Annotated in this window: 18 protein-coding genes; 14 read left to right on the forward strand and 4 right to left on the reverse strand. The window is 67.9% G+C overall.

Annotated features, from left to right (window positions below; translation table 11 throughout):
* Window positions 1-68 precede the first annotated feature (68 nt).
* From AVS7_RS00355 to AVS7_RS00415, 13 genes are all read left to right on the forward strand, one after another.
* On the forward strand, window positions 69-1,169 hold the full coding sequence (locus AVS7_RS00355) for a glycosyltransferase (RefSeq protein ID WP_034689559.1): 1,101 nt from the start codon (window positions 69-71) through the stop codon (window positions 1,167-1,169).
* A gap of 39 nt (window positions 1,170-1,208) precedes the next feature.
* A complete protein-coding gene (gene argB, locus AVS7_RS00360; protein WP_020226514.1) occupies window positions 1,209-2,099 on the forward strand; it encodes an acetylglutamate kinase in 891 nt (296 codons plus the stop codon).
* A 117-nt stretch (window positions 2,100-2,216) separates the two neighbouring features.
* A complete protein-coding gene (gene slmA, locus AVS7_RS00365) occupies window positions 2,217-2,855 on the forward strand; it encodes a nucleoid occlusion factor SlmA (protein ID WP_020226515.1) in 639 nt (212 codons plus the stop codon).
* Window positions 2,856-2,987: 132 nt separating this feature from the next.
* Window positions 2,988-3,641 carry a TetR/AcrR family transcriptional regulator gene (locus tag AVS7_RS00370; protein WP_020226516.1) on the forward strand — a complete coding sequence of 218 codons (654 nt, stop codon included), beginning with the start codon at window positions 2,988-2,990 and terminating at the stop codon, window positions 3,639-3,641.
* A gap of 36 nt (window positions 3,642-3,677) precedes the next feature.
* Entirely contained in the window at window positions 3,678-5,474 is a 1,797-nt protein-coding gene (locus AVS7_RS00375) for an acyl-CoA dehydrogenase C-terminal domain-containing protein (RefSeq protein ID WP_020226517.1), read from the forward strand.
* A 36-nt stretch (window positions 5,475-5,510) separates the two neighbouring features.
* Entirely contained in the window at window positions 5,511-5,945 is a 435-nt protein-coding gene (locus AVS7_RS00380; protein WP_034689513.1) for a DUF2147 domain-containing protein, read from the forward strand.
* 15 nt (window positions 5,946-5,960) lie between these two features.
* Window positions 5,961-8,363 (forward strand): 3-hydroxyacyl-CoA dehydrogenase/enoyl-CoA hydratase family protein, encoded by a 2,403-nt coding sequence (locus AVS7_RS00385; RefSeq protein ID WP_024000708.1) that lies wholly within the window; start codon window positions 5,961-5,963, stop codon window positions 8,361-8,363.
* A gap of 14 nt (window positions 8,364-8,377) precedes the next feature.
* On the forward strand, window positions 8,378-9,574 hold the full coding sequence (locus tag AVS7_RS00390; RefSeq protein ID WP_020226520.1) for an acetyl-CoA C-acyltransferase: 1,197 nt from the start codon (window positions 8,378-8,380) through the stop codon (window positions 9,572-9,574).
* Window positions 9,575-9,634: 60 nt separating this feature from the next.
* Window positions 9,635-10,495, forward strand: coding sequence for an alpha/beta fold hydrolase (locus AVS7_RS00395; RefSeq protein WP_020226521.1), 861 nt, complete (start codon window positions 9,635-9,637; stop codon window positions 10,493-10,495).
* Window positions 10,496-10,525: 30 nt separating this feature from the next.
* Window positions 10,526-11,365, forward strand: coding sequence for an acyl-CoA thioesterase II (locus AVS7_RS00400; RefSeq protein WP_020226522.1), 840 nt, complete (start codon window positions 10,526-10,528; stop codon window positions 11,363-11,365).
* Window positions 11,366-11,373: 8 nt separating this feature from the next.
* Entirely contained in the window at window positions 11,374-12,159 is a 786-nt protein-coding gene (locus AVS7_RS00405) for an enoyl-CoA hydratase (protein WP_020226523.1), read from the forward strand.
* 68 nt (window positions 12,160-12,227) lie between these two features.
* Window positions 12,228-12,710, forward strand: coding sequence for a thioesterase family protein (locus AVS7_RS00410; RefSeq protein ID WP_020226524.1), 483 nt, complete (start codon window positions 12,228-12,230; stop codon window positions 12,708-12,710).
* A gap of 112 nt (window positions 12,711-12,822) precedes the next feature.
* Window positions 12,823-13,356: a polymer-forming cytoskeletal protein gene (locus AVS7_RS00415; RefSeq protein WP_020226525.1), complete on the forward strand. Its 534-nt coding sequence runs from the start codon at window positions 12,823-12,825 to the stop codon at window positions 13,354-13,356.
* A gap of 48 nt (window positions 13,357-13,404) precedes the next feature.
* Here the strand turns inward: AVS7_RS00415 and AVS7_RS00420 are convergent, their stop codons facing one another.
* Window positions 13,405-13,818: an acyl-CoA thioesterase gene (locus tag AVS7_RS00420; protein WP_020226526.1), complete on the reverse strand. Its 414-nt coding sequence runs from the start codon at window positions 13,816-13,818 to the stop codon at window positions 13,405-13,407.
* A gap of 38 nt (window positions 13,819-13,856) precedes the next feature.
* Here AVS7_RS00420 and AVS7_RS00425 point away from each other — a divergent pair, with 38 nt between their 5' ends.
* Window positions 13,857-15,668 (forward strand): ABC transporter ATP-binding protein/permease, encoded by a 1,812-nt coding sequence (locus AVS7_RS00425; RefSeq protein ID WP_020226527.1) that lies wholly within the window; start codon window positions 13,857-13,859, stop codon window positions 15,666-15,668.
* Between the two features lie 49 nt (window positions 15,669-15,717).
* On the opposite strand, the gene AVS7_RS00430 is transcribed toward AVS7_RS00425, so the two are convergent.
* The 3 genes from AVS7_RS00430 to AVS7_RS00440 form a co-directional block, all read right to left on the reverse strand.
* Entirely contained in the window at window positions 15,718-16,704 is a 987-nt protein-coding gene (locus tag AVS7_RS00430) for an alpha-ketoacid dehydrogenase subunit beta (protein ID WP_034689561.1), read from the reverse strand.
* Window positions 16,705-16,715: 11 nt separating this feature from the next.
* Window positions 16,716-17,723 (reverse strand): thiamine pyrophosphate-dependent dehydrogenase E1 component subunit alpha, encoded by a 1,008-nt coding sequence (locus tag AVS7_RS00435; protein WP_024000709.1) that lies wholly within the window; start codon window positions 17,721-17,723, stop codon window positions 16,716-16,718.
* Between the two features lie 118 nt (window positions 17,724-17,841).
* Entirely contained in the window at window positions 17,842-18,876 is a 1,035-nt protein-coding gene (locus tag AVS7_RS00440; RefSeq protein ID WP_020226530.1) for a DctP family TRAP transporter solute-binding subunit, read from the reverse strand.
* Window positions 18,877-18,899 lie beyond the last annotated feature (23 nt).

Here is an 18,899-nt window from a genome sequence, read left to right on the forward strand (position 1 = left end):
AAATTGAGGAGGCGGTTGGCGTATCCGCCAGGCCGCTGGCTGGGCAGTGCGAGTACCATCAGCTCCCCATGATCTGGTTGTCTCTGGTTGGCTTTCTCGTTGCAGGGTTGTCTGCTGCTTACATCATCCGCTGGATGGGGGGGCGCGCAGCAATGTATGGCGAAACCATGCCCCAGCGCTTTCACGTGGGCGAAGTGCCGCGCTTGGGCGGGATGGCGCTGCTGGCCGGTGTGGTGGCGAGCTGGCTGCTGGGCATCTGGCAGACGCATGCGGGCGACCCAGGCTCATTGCGCATGGGCTTCTGGGTGTTCTGGTGGATCGTGGTGCTGCTGCCGGCAGCTTTGGGGGGCATCGCTGAAGATATGACGCAGCGGCTCACGGTGCGCTACCGGTTGCTGTTGACACTGGTATCGGGCGGGTTGGCCGCGTGGCTGCTGGAGCTGAATGTGACTCGGTTGGGCCTGCCATGGCTGGACACATTGCTGGGCCAGGTTCCATGGCTGGGCGTGGGAATCGTGCTCCTGGCCATTGCGGGACTGCCGCATGCGTTCAACATCATCGATGGCTACAACGGCTTGGCGGGAATGGTGGCGTTGATCGTCTGCCTTGCTTTGGCACATGTGTGTCTGCAGGTAGGCGACCGGGCACTGGGAGCGTTGCTGGTATGTCTCGCTGCGGCCACGGGAGGGTTCCTGGTGTGGAATTACCCACGCGGCATGCTGTTCGCGGGCGATGGCGGGGCCTACATCTGGGGCGTGGTGATCGCGGTGGCCAGCCTGTCGCTGGTGCAGCGCAACGTTGACGTATCGCCTTGGTTTCCTGTGCTGCTGTTGATCTATCCGATCTGGGAGACGATGTTCTCGATTTACCGGAAGCTGGCCCGGGGCGACTCGCCCGGCATGGCCGATGCTCTGCACTTCCATCAGCTCATCTACCGCCGGCTCGTGCGCGGCGTGTTCCATGATGACGAAGCGCGTCGCATGCTCAAGCGCAACAACCGTACTTCTCCCTATCTATGGGCGTTTTTTATGCTGACGGTGGTACCTGCCGTGCTGTTCTGGCGCAACACGCTTGTGCTTATGGCGTTCTGCGGATTGTTCGGTGTGACCTACGTGACGGCATACATCGGCATAGTGCGCTTCAAGGTTCCAGACTGGATGCGGTTTTAGTTGCACAATCTGCGGCACTTTTCCGTACTGAAATTGCCCATGACCGACCTTCTTTCGATCGCCCCTCGCGACAAGGCTGAAATCCTGGCCCAGGCGCTGCCCTACATCCGCAAGTTCCACGGCAAGACGCTGGTGATCAAGTACGGCGGCAATGCGATGACCGATCCGGCCCTGCAGGCCGACTTCGCCGAGGATGTGGTGCTGCTCAAGCTGGTCGGCATGAACCCGGTGGTGGTACACGGCGGCGGCCCGCAGATCGAGGCAGCGCTGGGTCGCCTGGGCAAGAAGGGCGAGTTCATCCAGGGTATGCGCGTGACCGATGCCGAGACCATGGAAGTGGTGGAATGGGTGCTGGCCGGCGAGGTGCAGCAGGACATCGTTGGCCTGATCCACCAGGCGGGCGGCAAGGCCGTGGGCCTGACGGGGCGCGACGGCGGGCTGATCCGCGCCAAGAAGCTCAAGATGGTGGACAACAAGGATCCGAACGTCGAGTACGACGTGGGCCAGGTCGGCGACATCGTTTCCATTGACCCCAGCGTGGTCAAGGCGCTGCAGGACGATGCGTTTATCCCCGTCATCAGCCCCATCGGTTTCGGCGAAGAGAACGAGAGCTACAACATCAACGCCGATGTGGTGGCCAGCAAGCTGGCTACGGTGCTGCAAGCCGAGAAATTGGTGCTGCTCACCAACACCCCCGGCGTGCTCGACAAGGCGGGCAACCTGCTCACCGACCTGACGGCGCGCGAGATCGACGGACTGTTCGCAGACGGCACCATCTCCGGCGGCATGCTGCCCAAGATCAGTGGCGCGCTGGACGCGGCCAAGGCCGGCGTGAACGCGGTGCACATCATCGATGGCCGCGTGCCGCATTCGATGCTGCTGGAAATCCTGACGGACCAGGCCTACGGCACCATGATCCGAAGCCACTGAGAATTTCAGTGAAATAGGGCTCCAGCGCTTGTCGGGAAAGCGCTGGAAGCTACCAATTCAGGAGTGACGGGGCTGGCGCAGCGCTGTGCGAGAATCAATTGCACACAGGTGTTGCCTATGTCCGAATCGATCTCCGCACTCCCCGAACCCACCGCTTCCGAAGACGCTCCGGCCGCACGCCGCCGGCCCCGGCCGGGGGAGCGGCGCGAGCAGATCCTGCAGACCCTCGCGTCCATGCTGCAGCAGCCGGGGGCCGAGCGCATCACCACGGCCGCCCTGGCGCGGCAACTGGAGGTGAGCGAGGCGGCGTTGTACCGCCACTTCGCCAGCAAGGCGCAGATGTTCGAGGGGCTCATCGACTTCATCGAGCAGAGCGTCTTCACCTTGGTGAACCAGATCGCCGAGCGCGATGGCCACGGCGCCCAGGCTGCCGCCCGCATCGTGGCGATGGTGCTGCAGTTCGGCGAACGCAATCCCGGCATGGTGCGGGTGATGGTGGGCGATGCGCTGGTGTACGAGAACGAGCGCCTGCAGCAGCGCATGAACCTGTTCTTCGACAAGATCGAGGCCACACTGCGCCAATGCCTGCGCCCCGCGGCACAGGCCGCGGGTGATGCGACGCCCACCGCGCAGGCACAAGTGGCCGCCGCGGCGCTGAGCGACCTGATCCGCGGGCGGCTGCAGCGCTACGCGCGCACGGGTTTCCGCCGATCGCCCACGGAGCACCTCGACGCTACGCTGACACTGCTGCTGTAGCAGCGGCACGCGGCCAGCCTCGTCGGTTTTCTTCTAGGGGTTTACCCTCGAAATCCCCGCGCAGGGAGAGAGGCTCTGGCGCAGGTCCTGTCTTTTGTGCAAAATAGAACGATCGTTCGTTTTATTTGTGCCATGTCCGCTTCGACCACCTCTCCCAAGCCCGCCCGTGCGCCTCGCCGCGCAGGCCGGGCGCTGCAGAAAGGGCAGCAGACCAAGGCAGCGATCGTCGACGCGGCGCTGGGCCTGGCTACGCACATCGGGCTGGAGGGCTTGTCCATCGGCGCCTTGGCCGACGTGACGGGCATGAGCAAATCCGGCGTCTTCGCCCATTTCGGCTCGCGCGAGGAACTGCAGATTTCCGTGGTGCGTGAATACCACGCGCGCTTCGAGCAGGAAGTGTTCTACCCCGCCATGAGCGCTCCGCGTGGCGTGGCACGCCTGCGCGCGATGTTCGCCAACTGGATGCAGCGCACCTCGATCGAGATCGACTCCGGCTGCATCTACATCAGCGGCGCCGTGGAATTCGACGACCGCGCAGGCCCGGTGCGCGACGCGCTGGCGGGTTCGGTGCTGACCTGGCATGCCGCCATGAAGCGGGCCATCCAGCAGTGCAAGGAATGCGGCGAGATCCAGCCGGACGTGAACGAGGACCAGATGCTGTTCGAGATCCACGGTCTGATCCTGGCGCTGCACTACGAGGCGCGCTTCCTGCGCACGCCCGGCTCCATCGACCGCGCGAACGCCGGCTTCGACAACATTCTGGCGCGCTACGGCGTCCAGCCCTGACCTTCTTTCATTTCCACTTTTTTCCAGGAGTCCACCATGCCCACTTACACGCCGCCGCTGCGCGACATGCAATTCGTCCTGCATGAAGTCTTCAAGGTCACCGACGAGTTCAAGGCCATGCCGCGCCACGCCGAGGTGGACACCGACACCGTCAACGCCGTGCTGGAAGAGGCCGGCAAGTTCGCTGCGGGCGTGACCTTCCCGCTCAACATCAGCGGCGACACGGAGGGCTGCACGCTCGACCAGAAGACCCATGAGGTCACCACGCCCAAGGGCTTCAAGGAAGCCTATGCGCAATACGTGGAAGGCGGCTGGGCGGCGCTGTCATGCGACCCGGCCTACGGTGGCCAGGGCCTGCCGTTCGTGATGAACCAGTGCCTCTACGAGATGCTCAACAGCGCCAATCAGGCATGGACCATGTACCCCGGCCTGTCGCACGGCGCCTACGAGGCCCTGCATGCGCACGGCACCGACGCGCAGAAGAAGACCTACCTGCCCAAGCTGACCAGCGGCGAGTGGACCGGCACCATGTGCCTGACCGAGCCCCACTGCGGCACCGACCTGGGCCTGCTGCGCACCAAGGCCGAGCCTCAGGCCGATGGCACGTACAAGATCACCGGCAACAAGATCTTCATCAGCGCGGGCGAGCACGACTTCACCGAGAACATCGTCCACCTGGTGCTGGCCCGCCTGCCCGATGCGCCCAAGGGCAGCAAGGGCATCAGCCTGTTCGTGGTGCCCAAGTTCAACGTCAAGGCCGACGGCACGCTGGGCGAGCGCAACCCCATCTACTGCACGGGCCTGGAGCACAAGATGGGCATCCACGGCAACGCCACGGCGCAGATCGCCATCGACGGCGCCATCGGCACCCTGGTGGGCGAGCCCAACAAGGGCCTGGCCGCCATGTTCGTGATGATGAACGCCGCGCGCCTGGGCGTGGGCAACCAGTCGCTGGGCCTGACGGAAGTGGCCTTCCAGAACGCGCTGGCATATGCCAAGGACCGCATCCAGATGCGCTCGCTGAGCGGCGTGAAGGCCAAGGACAAGGAGGCCGATCCCATCATCGTGCATCCCGACGTGCGCAAGATGCTGCTCACCGCCAAGGCCTACGCCGAAGGCGCGCGCGCACTGCAGATCTTCTGCACGCTGCTGCTGGACAAGACGCACGAGCACCCCGACGAGAAGGTGCGCAAGGACAGCGACGAACTGGTCGCCCTGCTCACGCCCATCGTCAAGGCCTTCATCACCGACAACGGCCACATCAGCACCAACGCCTGCATGCAGGTCTTCGGCGGTCACGGCTTCATCAAGGAATGGGGCATGGAGCAGTTCGTGCGCGACAACCGCATCAACATGATCTACGAAGGCACGAACACCGTGCAGTCGCTCGACCTGCTGGGTCGCAAGATCCTGTCGAACAACGGCGCCACGCTCAAGAAATTCGGCAAGCTCGTGGGCCAGCTCGTGGCCCAAGAGGGCGTGAACGAGAAGATGGCCGAGTTCATCAACCCCATTGCCTACCTGGGCGACCAGATGACCAAGTTCACCACCGAGATCGGCTTCCGCGGCTTCCAGAACCCCGACGAGGTGGGCGCCGCCGCCGTGGACTACCTGCGCGTGGCCGGCCACCTGGTGTTCGGCTACCTGTTCGCGCGCATGGCCCAGGTGGCGCTGCGCGAAATCGCGGCGGGCAATACCGATCCGTTCTACCAGGCCAAGCTGCAGACGGCGCGCTTCTACTTCGCCAAGCTGTTCCCCGAGACCGCCACGCTGATGCGCACCGCGCGCGCCGGCAGCAAGCCGCTCATGGACACCGACGCGGCCCTCGCCTGATCGCAGGGTTTTGAGTCTTTTCGCACTGGAGCCAATATGAGACAAGCGCTAGCAGCTATTCTTTTAGTAGCAATCGCCTCCCCCGTGTGGGCCCAGGCCACACCCGTGGGCCTGTGGCGCAGCATGGACGACAAGACCGGCGAGGCCAAGTCCGAGATCCGCATCCAGGACGCCGGCGGCGTGCTGGAAGGGCGCATCGAGAAGCTGCTGCGCAAGGACGCCGACCCGGCGGCCAAGTGCGTGGAATGCAAGGACGAGCTGAAAGACCAGCCCATGGTCGGCCTGCCCATCATCCGCGGCGCCAAGAAGGCTGAGGGCAAGGACGTGTGGGAGGGCGGCAAGATCCTCGACCCCGAGAGCGGCAAGTCCTACACCCTGCGCCTCACGCCCGTGGAGGGCGGGCAAAAGCTCGAAGTGCGCGGCTCCATCGGCCCCTTCGGCCGCACACAGACTTGGCAGCGCGTGCAGTAATCAAGGAACGCAGTAATGTCCCGATTTCAAGTGAAGAAAGTCGCCGTGCTCGGCGCCGGCGTGATGGGCGCGCAGATCGCGGCCCACCTCGTCAACGTGAAGGTGCCCGTGGTGCTGTTCGACCTTCCCGCCAAGGAAGGCCCCAAGAACGGCATCGTCACCAAGGCCGTCGAAGGCCTCAAGAAGCTCAAGCCCTCGCCGCTGGGCGTGCCCGAGGATGCGGCGCTCATCCAACAGGCCAACTACGAGGAGCACATGGCCCTGCTGGGCGAGTGCGACCTCGTGATCGAGGCCATCGCCGAGCGCATGGACTGGAAGCTCGACCTTTACAAGAAGATCGCGCCCCACCTCGCGCCGCACGCCATCGTGGCCTCCAACACCTCGGGCCTGTCGATCACCAAGCTCTCCGAGGCGCTGCCCGAGAGCGTGAAGCCGCGCTTCTGCGGCATCCACTTCTTCAACCCGCCGCGCTACATGGTGTTGGTGGAGCTGATCGACACGCCCACGACTGAAGCGCAGGTGCTCGACCAGCTCGAAGCCTTCGTCACCAGCGGCCTGGGCAAGGGCGTGGTGCGCGCGCACGACACGCCCAACTTCATCGCCAACCGCGTGGGCATCGCGGGCATGCTCGCCACGATGAAGGAGGTGGAGAACTTCGGCCTGACCTTCGACGTGGTGGACGACCTCACGGGCAAGAAGCTCGGCCGCGCCAGCAGCGGCACCTTCCGCACCGCCGACGTGGTGGGGCTGGACACGATGGCCCACGTCATCAAGACGCTGCAGGACAACCTGGACGAAAAGAGCGACCCGTTTTATGGCAGCTTCGGCACGCCCCCCGTGCTGCAAAAGCTCATCGAGCTGGGCAACCTGGGCCAGAAGGCCAAGGCGGGCTTCTACAAGAAGGTGGGCCGCGACATCCTGCGCTTCGAGCTGGAGAGCGAGGAATACGTGCCCGCGGGCGCGAAGGCCGACGAGGTCTATGGCCGCATGCTGAAGCGGCCCGCCGCTGAGCGCCTGAAGCTGCTGCGTAATGCCGAAGGCGCGCAGGGCCAGTTCCTCTGGGCCATCCTGCGCAACAGCTTCCACTACGCCGCCGTGCATCTGGCGACGATTGCCGATACCGCGCGCGACGTGGACCAGGCCATGCGCTGGGGCTTCGGCATGAAGCAGGGCCCGTTCGAGCTGTGGCAGGAAGCGGGCTGGCTCGACGTCGCCACGATGATCCAGGAGGACATCGACGCGGGCAAGGCGCTCAGCAAGGCGCCGCTGCCGGAGTGGGTGTTCAAGGGCCCCGTGGCCGAGGCCGGAGGCGTGCACACGGCGCAGGGCTCATGGAGCCCCCGGCAGGGCAAGTTCGTTCCGCGCCGCCAGTTGCCGGTGTACGAGCGCCAGCACTTCCCCGAGAAACTGCTGGGCGAGGACAACCTGCCCGACTGGCGCAAGGCCGGCACCACCATCGGCGACACCGACGCGCTGCGCACCTGGACGCTCGACGGCAAGGTGCTCATCGCCAGCATCCAGAGCAAGATGCACGCGATCAGCCCCGACGTGATGGAAGGGCTGATGGAGGCCGTCGACCTCGCCGAGCGCGAGTACGAGGGCATGGTGATCTGGTCGGGCGACGCGCCCTTCAGCGTGGGCGCCGACCTGCAGGCCACCATGCCCGCCTATGTGGTCGCGGGCATCGCGGCCATCGAGGGCGTGGAGCACGAGCTGCAGAACCTCATGCTGCGCCTGCGCTACGCCCAGGTGCCGGTGATCTCGGCCATCCACGGCATGGCGCTCGGTGGCGGGTGCGAGTTGGCCGTGCACAGCGCGCGCCGCGTGGCGCACATGGAAAGCTACATCGGCCTCGTCGAAGTGGGCGTGGGCCTGGTGCCCGGCGCGGGCGGTCTGACCTACATCGCCCGCCGCGCGGCCGAGAACGCGGCCACCGGCACGGGCAAGGACATCCTGCCCTTCCTGACCGAAGGCTTCACCGCCGCCGCGATGGCGAAGGTGGGCACCAGTGCCATCGAATCGCGCAAGCTCGGCTACCTGCTGGAGAGCGACCTCATCGTGCCGCACAAGGACGAAGTGCTGTTCGTCGCCATCAACGAGGCGCGGAGCATGGCAGCGAGCGGTTGGCGCGCGCCGGCCAGGCGCCTCTTCCCCGTGGCGGGGCGCAGCGGCATCGCCACCATCAAGGGCTCGCTGGTGAACATGCGCGACGGCGGCTTCATCAGCGCGCACGACCAGCACATTGCCACGCTGATCGCCGAGGTGGTCTGCGGCGGCGACGTGGATGCGGGCACGCTGGTCAGCGAGGAATACCTGATGGCGCTGGAGCGCAAGGCGTTCTGCGCGCTCATCGAGCACCCCAAGACGCAGGAGCGCATTCTGGGGATGTTGAATACCGGCAAGCCCGTGCGCAACTGAAAGAGACAACGACCATGAAGCAAGTGCAAGACGCCTACATCGTCGCCGCCACGCGCACGCCCATCGGCAAGTCGCACCGCGGCTACCTGCGCAACCACCGGCCCGACGACCTGCTGGCCACCATCCTGAAGGCCGCGCTGGCCCAGGCGCCGGGGCTCGACCCGGCGGCCATCGAAGACATCATCTGCGGCTGCGCCATTCCCGAGGCGCAGCAGGGCCTGAACGTGGCGCGCATCGGCGCCGTGCTCGCGGGCCTGCCCACCAGCGTGGGGGGCATCACGGTGAACCGCTTCTGCGCCTCAGGCCTGTCGGCCGTGGCGATGGCGGCCGACCGCATCCGCGTGGGCGAGGCCGAGGTGATGATCGCCGCCGGCGTGGAGAGCATGAGCATGGTGCCCATGATGGGCAACAGCCCCTCGCTCTCGCCCAGCATCTTCGAACGCGACGGCGACGTGGGCATCGCCTACGGCATGGGCCTCACCGCCGAGAAGGTGGCGCAGCAGTGGAAGGTGACGCGCGAGGCGCAGGACGCCTTCGCGCTCGAATCGCACCGCCGCGCCATCGCCGCGCAGCAGGCGGGCGAGTTCGCCGATGAGATCACCCCCATCGAGGTGACCGACCGCACGGCCGACCTGGCCACGGGCGAAGTGGTCGCCACGACCCGCACCGTGGGCCTGGACGAGGGCCCGCGCCCCGACACCACGCTGGAAGGCCTGGGCAAGCTCAAGACCGTGTTCGCCGCGCGCGGCACCGTCACGGCGGGCAACAGCTCGCAGACCAGCGACGGCGCGGGCGCGCTGATCCTGGCGAGCGGCGATGCGGTCAAGCGCTTCGGCCTCACGCCGCTGGCGCGCTTCGTGAGCTTCGCCAGCAAGGGCGTGCCGCCCAGCATCATGGGCATCGGCCCCATCGAGGCGATCCCCGCCGCGCTGCGCTACGCGGGCCTGAAGGCCGACGACATCGGCTGGTACGAGCTGAACGAGGCCTTCGCGGCCCAGTCGCTCGCCGTGGTCAACACGCTCGGGCTCGATCCCGCCAAGGTGAACCCGATGGGCGGCGCCATCGCCCTGGGCCACCCGCTGGGCGCCACGGGCGCGATCCGCTCGGCCACGGTGGTGCATGCGCTGCGCCGCAAGAACCTGCAGTACGGCATGGTCACGATGTGCGTGGGCATGGGGCAGGGCGCGGCCGGCATCTTCGAGCGCGTGTAACGCACCCCCACCGTGCGCGCCGCCGCCAGAAGCGGCGCCACGGCGACCAAGGAGACAGGCATGCAAACCCTCGCCCTTCCGGTGGAAGGCGCCGCGCCGCTGGCGCTGCGCGTGTATGCGCCCAGCGCCGACGTGGTGGCCAGCGTGGTGATCGGCGGCGCGATGGGCGTGCGCCAGAGCTTCTACGAGGACTTCGCCACCTGGCTCGCCGGCCAGGGCTACCAGGTGACCACCTTCGACTACCGGGGCCACGGCGATTCGCTGCGGGGCCCGATGCGCGAGGTGCGCGCCAATCTGACGGACTGGGCGCGCGACTACGAGGCCGTGATCGCCCACGCCAAGGCGCTGCAGCCCGGCCGGCCGCTGTTCCTGCTGGGCCACAGCCTGGGCGCGCAGCTGCCGGGCCTGCTGCGCGCGCCGCAGCAGGTGGACGGGCTGCTGTCCATCGCCGCGGGCAGCGGCTACTGGCGCGACAACGCGCCGCGCCTGCGCCGCGTGGTGCTCTATTTCTGGCACGTGCTGGTGCCGCTGGCCACGCGCCTGTGCGGCTACTTCCCCGGGCGGCGCTTGCGCAAGGTGGGCGACCTGCCCGCCGGCGTGGTGCTGCAGTGGCGCCGCTGGTGCCTGCACCCGCAGTACAGCGTGGGCGCCGAGGGCGAGGTCGCCGCGCGCAGCTATGCGGCCGTGCGCTTTCCCGTGCGGGCGCTGTCCATGAGCGACGACGAGCTCATGACCTGGCGCGGCACGCACAACTTGGTGAACCTGTACGCCAACGCGCCGCGCAGCGTCGAGCGCGTGGCGCCGCAGGACGTGCAGGCGCGGCGCATCGGGCACTTCGGCTTCTTTCGCGCACAGTTCGCGCAGAGTCTGTGGCCGCGCGCGGCCGCGGTGCTGGCGGGCTGGATGGGCGCGACACCGTAGCCGCAGGTTTCGCGGCACACTCGCACGTCTATGACCACCGCACACCACCACAGCATTCATCCCCTGGACGATGCGCTGGCGCTCACCTCCGCCGCGCCTGGGCAATACGAAGGGCGCACCACGCCGGCCTACTGGAACATGGTGGGGCCGTTCGGCGGCGTCACCGCGGCCACGCTGCTGCAGGCCGTGCTGCAGCACCCGGATCTGCTGGGCGAGCCGCTGTCGCTCACCGTGAACTACGCCGGCGCGCTGACGCAGGGGCCGTTCACGCTGCAGGCCACGCCGGTACGTACCAACCGCTCCACGCAGCACTGGACGCTGTCCGTGCTGCAGCCCGATGCCGAAGGTGCGCCCGTGGTCACCACCACGGCCACCGTGGTCACAGCCGCGCGCCGCGAGACCTGGGGCGCGGCCGACACGCCCATGCCCTTTGTTCCTGCGCCGGCGCAGTGCAAGGCCATCCCGCCCGCCTTCCCCGTGGAATGGCTGCGGCGCTACGAGATGCGCCCCGTGGCCGGCAGCCTGCCCGCGCAGTGGGACGGCGGCGGCGAGAGCAGCCTGTCGCAGCTGTGGATGCGCGACGCGCCTGCACGGCCGCTCGACTTCTGCGCGCTGGCGGCCATGGCCGACATCTTCTTCCCCCGCGTCTGGCTGCGCCGCGCGCGCCAGGTGCCTGCGGGCACCGTGTCCATCACCGTCTATTTCCACGCCGGCAGCGCGCTGCTGGCGCAGACCGGCGCGGGCTACCTGCTGGGCCAGGCCCGCGCGCAGGAGTTCCGCAACGGCTTCTTCGACCAGGCCGCGCAGTTGTGGAACGAGGCCGGCGCGCTGCTGGCCACCAGCCACCAGATCGTCTACTACAAGGAATGAACCGCACCATGAGCACACAGGACATCCTGGTCCACACCGAAGCCGGCGTGACCACCATCACCCTCAACCGCGCCGACAAGAAGAACTCCCTCACCGAGGCCATGTACGCCACCATGGCCGACACGCTAGCCGCGGCCGCGCAGGACGCCGCCGTGCGCTGCGTGGTGTTCCAGGGCGACATGGCCATCTTCAGCGCGGGCAACGACATTGGCGACTTCCTGCGCCAGTCGGCCGCAGGGGTGCCGCAGCCCGACGGCGAGCGCCCCGTGTGGCGCTTCCTGCACCTGCTCGCCGCCTTCCCCAAGCCGCTGGTCGCCGCCGTCTGCGGCCCGGCCGTGGGCATCGGCACCACGCTGCTGCTGCACTGCGACCTGGTCTACGCGGGCGACAACGCCGCCTTCTCGCTGCCCTTCGTGAACCTGGGCCTGTGCCCCGAGGCCGCGTCGAGCCTGCTGCTGCCGCAGATGCTGGGCTACCACCGTGCAGCCGAGGCGCTGCTGCTGGGCGAGCCCTTCATGGCCGAGGCCGCGCTGGAGGTGGGCCTGGTCAACCGCGTGGTGCCGCCCGCGGAATGCAACGCGCTGGCCCAGGCACAGGCGCGCAAGCTGGCCGCCAAGCCGCTGACGGCGCTCATCGAGACCAAGCGCCTGATGAAGGCCGGCCAGGCGGCGCAGGTGCGCGAACGCATGGACGAGGAAGGCGTGAGCTTCGGCCGCCTGATGGGCGGGCCCGCGGCCAAGGAGGCCTTCTCGGCGTTCATGGAGAAGCGGCGCCCGGACTTCAGCACCTGCTGAGTTTGAATGAAAAACGGTTCCAGCGCTTTACTGGAAAGCGCTGGTAGCTCCTTTTTTGATAGTCACCGATGACCAAGTCCGTCCCGTCGCCCGTCGTCTTCGAGCCCGAGTTCATTGCCGGCCTGAAGGACATCTTCGAAGAGAAGATCCCCTTCAACCGCCTGATCGGCCTGCGCATCACCGAACTGGAGCCCGGCCACGTCGCAGGCCGCATCGACATGCGTCCGGAGCTGGTGGGGCACTTCGTCTACAACCGCATGCACGGCGGCGTCATCAGCGCGGGGCTGGACGCCATGGGCGGGCTGGCCGTCATGGCTGCCATCGGCGCCAAGCACATGGAAGACCCGCCACTGCAGCGCCTGCACCGTTTCTCCAGGCTGGGCACCATCGACCTGCGCATCGATTACCTGCGCCCCGGCATCGGCAGCCATTTCACGCTGCGCGCCGAGGTGCTGCGCCTGGGCTCGCGCGTGGCCAGCACGCGCATGGAATTCCTGGGCCCGCAGGGGGTATTGCTCTCTGCGGGATCAGCCGCCTACATCGTGTCGTAAGCCCTGCAAGTGCATGCAACGATGGAGCGGTTTGGTTACCGTTCTTGCGTAACAGGGGCGGTTTCGCCGCGGCGCGGCTTCTAGCATGGGCGGGTCTTTTCAAGGAGAACCGATGGCCGTGCAAAACCCCTTCTTTGGCAAACGCGAACCCGATGCATTCCAGCCGCGCCAGCCTTCGTCCGTCCTGGGCGGATCGACCACCCCCAGCACCAGCGCCGTGACCAAGCCCGCCACCCCCGCCAGCAGCACCACTCCCGCCACCACAGAAGGCGGCAGCAAGCTCACCGTGGGCCCTAACATCAAGCTCAAGGGCGTGGAGATCACGGACTGCGACACCCTGGTGGTGGAGGGCACGGTGGAGGCCACGATGGATTCGCGCGTGATCCACATCGCCGAGCAGGGGGCGTTCCGCGGCTCCGCGGAGATCGACATCGCCGAGATCCATGGCGAGTTCGACGGCGCGCTCACCGTGCGCCAGAAGCTGGTGATCCACAGCACGGGCAAGGTCAGCGGCAAGATCCGCTACGGCAAGGTGGTGATCGAGGAGGGCGGCCAGCTCTCGGGCGAGATCGAGGTCGGCGTGGGCGGCGGCGGCCGGCAGAGCCAGTCCTCTTCCGCGCCATCCCCGGCGCTCGCGGCGGCCTGACGCGGCTTCGCGCTCACACCACGACGGGAGCCCTTGGGCTCCCGTTGTTCATTGGGGACGGGCAATTGCGCGCGGGCGGCCTTCGTCGTCGATGGCCACGTAGGTCAGCAGCGCCTCGGTCACCTTCACGTACTGGCCCTGGGCGTGGAAGCCCTCGGCGTAGACCTCCACGTCCACGGTGACCGAGGTGCGGCCCACGCGCACCACGCTCGAATAGAGCGAGAGGATGTCGCCCACGCGCACGGGCTGCTTGAAGACGAACTCCTTCACGGCCACGGTGGCCATGCGGCCCTGCACCAGCCGTGCGGGCAGCACGGCGCCCGCCAGGTCCACCTGCGCCATCACCCAGCCGCCGAAGATGTCGCCATTGCCGTTGGTGTCGGCGGGCATGGGGATGACCTTCAGCACCAGTTCCTTGTCGGTGGGCAATGTGGCGTGGGGGCGGATGGAATCGTCGGTCATGGGCACAATGGCAGGCAGTAAAACAACGATTGTCCCCCATGCGCCGCGGTGGCGATTCCCCCCTTCCTCCCTCCCCGCCGGGAACCTCCGACTGGGCGGCCCTGCGCCGCCTGCTGCCCTACCTCTGGGAATACAAGTGGCGCGTGCTCGCCGCGCTGGCCTTCATGGTGGGCGCGAAGGTCGCCAACGTGGGCGTGCCGGTGCTGCTCAAGAACCTGGTGGACGCCCTGTCGCTCAAGCCCGGCGACCCCATGGCGCTGCTCGTCGTGCCCGCAGGGCTGCTGCTGGCCTATGGCGGCCTGCGCCTGGCCACCTCGCTCTTCACCGAGCTGCGCGAGCTGGTCTTCGCCAAGGCCACGCAGGGCGCGGCGCGCAGCATTGCACTGAGTACCTTCGAGCATCTGCACGCGCTCAGCCTGCGCTTCCACCTGGAGCGCCAGACCGGTGGCATGACGCGCGACATCGAGCGCGGCGTGCGCGGTATCGAGTCGCTGATCTCGTACTCGCTCTACAGCATCCTGCCCACGCTGATCGAGGTGGGGCTGGTGCTCGGCATCCTGGCCGTGAAGTTCGACGCCTGGTTCGCCGGCATCACGCTGGCGGCGCTGGGCATCTATATCGTGTTCACCGTCACCGTGACCGAATGGCGCACGCAGTTCCGCCGCCAAGCCAACGAGTTCGACTCCGCCGCGCACACCAAGGCCGTGGACTCGCTGCTGAACTACGAAACCGTCAAGTACTTCAACAACGAGGCCTTCGAGGCCCGCCGCTACGACGAGAGCCTGGAGCGCCTGCGCCGCGCGCGGCTCAAGAGCCAGACCACGCTCTCGCTGCTCAACACCGGCCAGCAGCTCATCATCGCCACGGCGCTGGTCGCCATGCTCTGGCGCGCCACGCAGGGCGTGGTCGACGGGCGCCTGACGCTGGGCGACCTGGTCATGGTCAACGCCTTCATGATCCAGCTCTACATCCCGCTCAACTTCCTGGGCGTGATTTACCGCGAGATCAAGCAGAGCCTGACCGACCTGGACCGCATGTTCACCCTGATGGACCGCGAGCGCGAGGTGGCCGACGCGCCCGGTGCCCAACCCCTGGCGCTGGACGGGCAGCCTGCAGTGCGCTTCGAGGACGTGCATTTCGCCTACGAGCCCAGCCGCCCCATCCTGCACGGCGTGAGCTTCGAAATCCCGGCGGGCAAGACCGTGGCCGTGGTCGGCCCCTCGGGCGCGGGCAAGAGCACGCTCTCGCGCCTGCTGTTCCGCTTCTACGACATCCAGCAGGGCCGCATCACCATCGCGGGGCAGGACATCCGCGCCGTCACCCAGGCCAGCGTGCGCCAGGCGATCGGCATCGTGCCGCAGGACACGGTGCTGTTCAACGACACGGTGGAATACAACATCGCCTACGGCCGCCCCGGCGCCAGCCGTGCGGAGGTGGAGGCCGCCGCGCGCGGGGCGCACATCCACGGCTTCATCGCCGCCACGCCCAAGGGCTACGACACCATGGTGGGCGAGCGCGGCCTGAAGCTCTCGGGCGGCGAGAAGCAGCGCGTGGCCATCGCCCGCACGCTGCTCAAGAACCCGCCCATCCTGATCTTCGACGAAGCGACCAGCGCCCTGGATTCGGCCAACGAGCGCGCCATCCAGACCGAGCTGCGCAGCGCCGCGCAGAACAAGACCGCGCTGGTGATCGCGCACCGCCTGTCCACGGTGGTGGATGCGCACGAGATCCTGGTGATGGACGCGGGCCGCATCGTGGAGCGCGGTACGCACGCGGCGCTGCTGGCCCAGGGCGGGCGCTATGCGCGCATGTGGGCCATGCAGCAGACCAGCGGCGAAAATGGCGGCTAGCGCTTGGTGGAAAAGCGCCAGCAGCTATCAATAAGAGAGCTTTCGCCCCTTACTTCCCCAGCAGCCGCCGCGCGGCCTGCACGATCTGCGCCTCGCCGATGCGCGATTCCGCCTCCAGCGTCTGCGCGTAGCCCACGGGGATGCGCGGCGCGCCCAGGCGGGCGACGCGAGCGCCGGTGTGCTCGGCCACGGTGGCGGCCACCTCGGCGCCGAAGCCGGCGGCCTGCACGGCCTCGTGCACCACCAGCAGGCGGCCGGTGCGGGCGCTGCTGGCCAGCACGGCCTCGCGGTCCCAGGGCCAGATGGTGCGCAGGTCGAGCACCTCGGCGTGGATGCCCTGCGCGGCCAGCTGGTGCGCAGCGTCCACGCAGGCGTGCACCTGGCGCGACCAGGAGACGATGGTGAGGTCGCCCGACGCGGCACTCTGGTGGGCGACGCGGCATTGGCCGAGTTCCACCGGCGTGCCATCCACCTCACCCTGCAGGCCCCACAGCTCCTTGTGCTCCATGTAGACCACGGGGTCGCCGCAGGCCAGCGCCGCCTTGAGCAGCCCGTAGTTGTCGGCGGGCGTGGAGGGCGCGACGACGACCAGGCCCGGCACGTGGGCGAACCACGATTCGAACGACTGCGAGTGCTGCGCGGCCGAGGCCGTCCAGATGCCGATGGGCAGGCGCGCGACCAGCGGCACGCGGCCCTGGCCGCCGAACATGTAGCGGTTCTTGGCGGCTTGGTTGACCAGCTCGTCGATGGCGCACAGCGCGAAGTCGGCCACGCGCATCTCGACCACGGGCTGCAGGCCCGCGAGCGCCATGCCGACGCCGGCGCCCATGATGGTGGCTTCGGAGATGGGCGTGTCGATCACGCGGTCGGTGCCGAACACGTCGGCCAGGGTGCGGCCTTCGGGCGTGCGGTACTGGCCGAAGACGCCGCCGCGCCCCAGGTCTTCGCCCATGGCGATCACGTGGGGGCTGGCCTGCATGGCTTCCTGCAGGGCCAGGGCGGCGGCCTGCGCGTAGGTGAGGGTGCGTGGTTGCATGGCGGTGGCGGTCATTTCCAGGCCCCTTCGCCGATGGTCACCACGTCGGTGTAGGCGTCGGCGGCTTGCGGCACGGGGGCGGCGGAGGCCGCGGCCAGGGCGGCTTCGATCTCCTGGCGGGTATCGGCCTCGATGCGCTCGGCCTGCTCGGTCAGGCCGCGCGCGTGCAAGAGTTCGCGGGCGCGGGCGATGGGATCGTCCTTGAGCGCCTCGGCCACCTCCTGCGGGTCGCGGTAGGTGGCGGGGTCGACGGAGACGTGGCCCTTCTGGCGGTAGGTGAGGGCGTGCAGCAGGCGCGGGCCGCCGCCGGCGCGGATCTCGGCGACGAGGCGGCGCGCGGCGCTGCTCACGGCCTCCACGTCGTTGCCGTCCACGCGCGTGGCGGGGATGCCCAGGCTCTCGGCGCGCGCGCTCGCGGCCTGCGTGCCGGCGGTCATGGGCGCGGAGCGGGTGGTGGCGGAGATGCGGTTGTCCTCGCAGACGAAGAGCACGGGCAGGCGGTAAACCTGGGCCCAGTTCAGCGCTTCGAGGAAGGGGCCGCGGTTGATGGCGCCGTCGCCGAAGAAGCTGACGGCGATGGCCTCCTGGCCCTGGAGCTTGAGCGCATGGGCCGCGCCCACGGCGATGGGCAGCCCGGCGGTGACGACGCCGTTGGCGCCCAGCATGCCCACGGAGAAGTCGGCGATGTGCATGGAGCCGCCCTTGCCGCCGTTGTAGCCGCTGGCGCGGCCGAACAGCTCGCACATCATGCGCGTGGCGTCCGCGCCCTTGGCCAGCGTGTGGCCGTGACCGCGGTGGGTGGAGGTGAGCAGGTCGCGCGGCCCCAGGTGCTGGCACACGCCCGCGGCGACGGCCTCCTGGCCGGTGGACAGGTGCAGCGGGCCCTTGACGCGCACTTCCGACGCCTTGCCCGTGGCCGCGCCGCCCCAGGTCACGCCGCCCTGGCTGGCGGCCTCCGCGGCGTCCTCGAACGCGCGGATGCGCACCATGGTGCGGTAGAGATCCAGTAATTCAGTCATGGAAAGGGAGCTATGAAAAAAGGAGCTGCCGGCGCTTGATGCCAGCAGATTTCAAAGTCTTTTGCCTTGAAATCAGCCCGCAGCAAGCGCAGGCAGCTATCGTTTTGGTAGTTGCGTTTTATTGCTTGCGCGCGGCGATGGCCTTTTCCGCCATGTCCACGAGGTTGGTGCCGATGGTGGGCTTCCACTTGTCGTAGACGGGGCGGGTGGCCTTCACGAAGACTTCGCGCTGCGCGGGCGTGAGCTGCGTGACGGTCACGCCCATGCCGGCGATGTCCTTGAGCAGCGGCTTGCCGGCTTCCACCAGGCCCTTGCGCGCCAGCACGATCTCCTGCTTGCCCGCGTCCACGGCGGCCTGGCGCACGATGCCCTGGTCGGCCGGCGTCCAGCTGTTCCAGATGTCCTTGTTGACCACGAACACCAGCGGGTCGGCCATGTAGCCCCAGGTGGTGACGAACTTTTGGCCCACGGTGTGCATCTTCAGCACGGTGAAGAGGAACAGCGGGTTCTCCTGCCCGTCCACCGCGCCGCTGGACAGGGCCGGCTGCGCGTCGGCCCAGCTCATCTGCGTGGGGTTGGCGCCCAGGGCGGTGAACATGTCGGCGAAGATGGGCGAGCCCACCACGCGGATCTTCATGCCCTTGAGGTCCTCGGGCTTCTCGATGGCGCGCTTGGAGTTGGTGATCTCGCGGTAGCCGTTCTCGCCCCAGGCCAGCGGCACGACGCCGGCCTTGTCCAGCGTCTTGAAGATCTCCTTGCCCACCTCGCCCTGCGTGAGCGCGTCCACGGCGGCGTAGTCGGGCATCAGGAAGGGCAGCGAGAACAGGTTGAGCTGCTTGACCTGCGGCGACCAGTTGATGGTCGAGCCCACGGCCATGTCGATCACGCCCTGGCGCAGCGCGGAGAACTCGCGCGTCTGGTCGCCCTGGATCAGCGATACGCCGGGGTAGAGCTTGATGTTGATGCGGCCCTGCGTGCGCTCCTTGACCAGGTCGGCCCAGATCTGGCCGGCCATGCCCCAGGGCGTGGGCGGGCCCAGCACCAGCGACAGGCGGTATTCGCTCTTGTAGTTGCTTTGCGCCATCGCCGGTGCGGCGACGGTGAGGGCAGCGGCCGCAGCCACGGCAGATGCGAGGAAGGTACGCAGTTTCATGGGTTGGTCTCCTTGGAAAATTT

Origin of the sequence: Acidovorax sp. MR-S7 (assembly GCF_000400995.2) — a bacterium.
Classification (GTDB): domain Bacteria; phylum Pseudomonadota; class Gammaproteobacteria; order Burkholderiales; family Burkholderiaceae_C; genus MR-S7.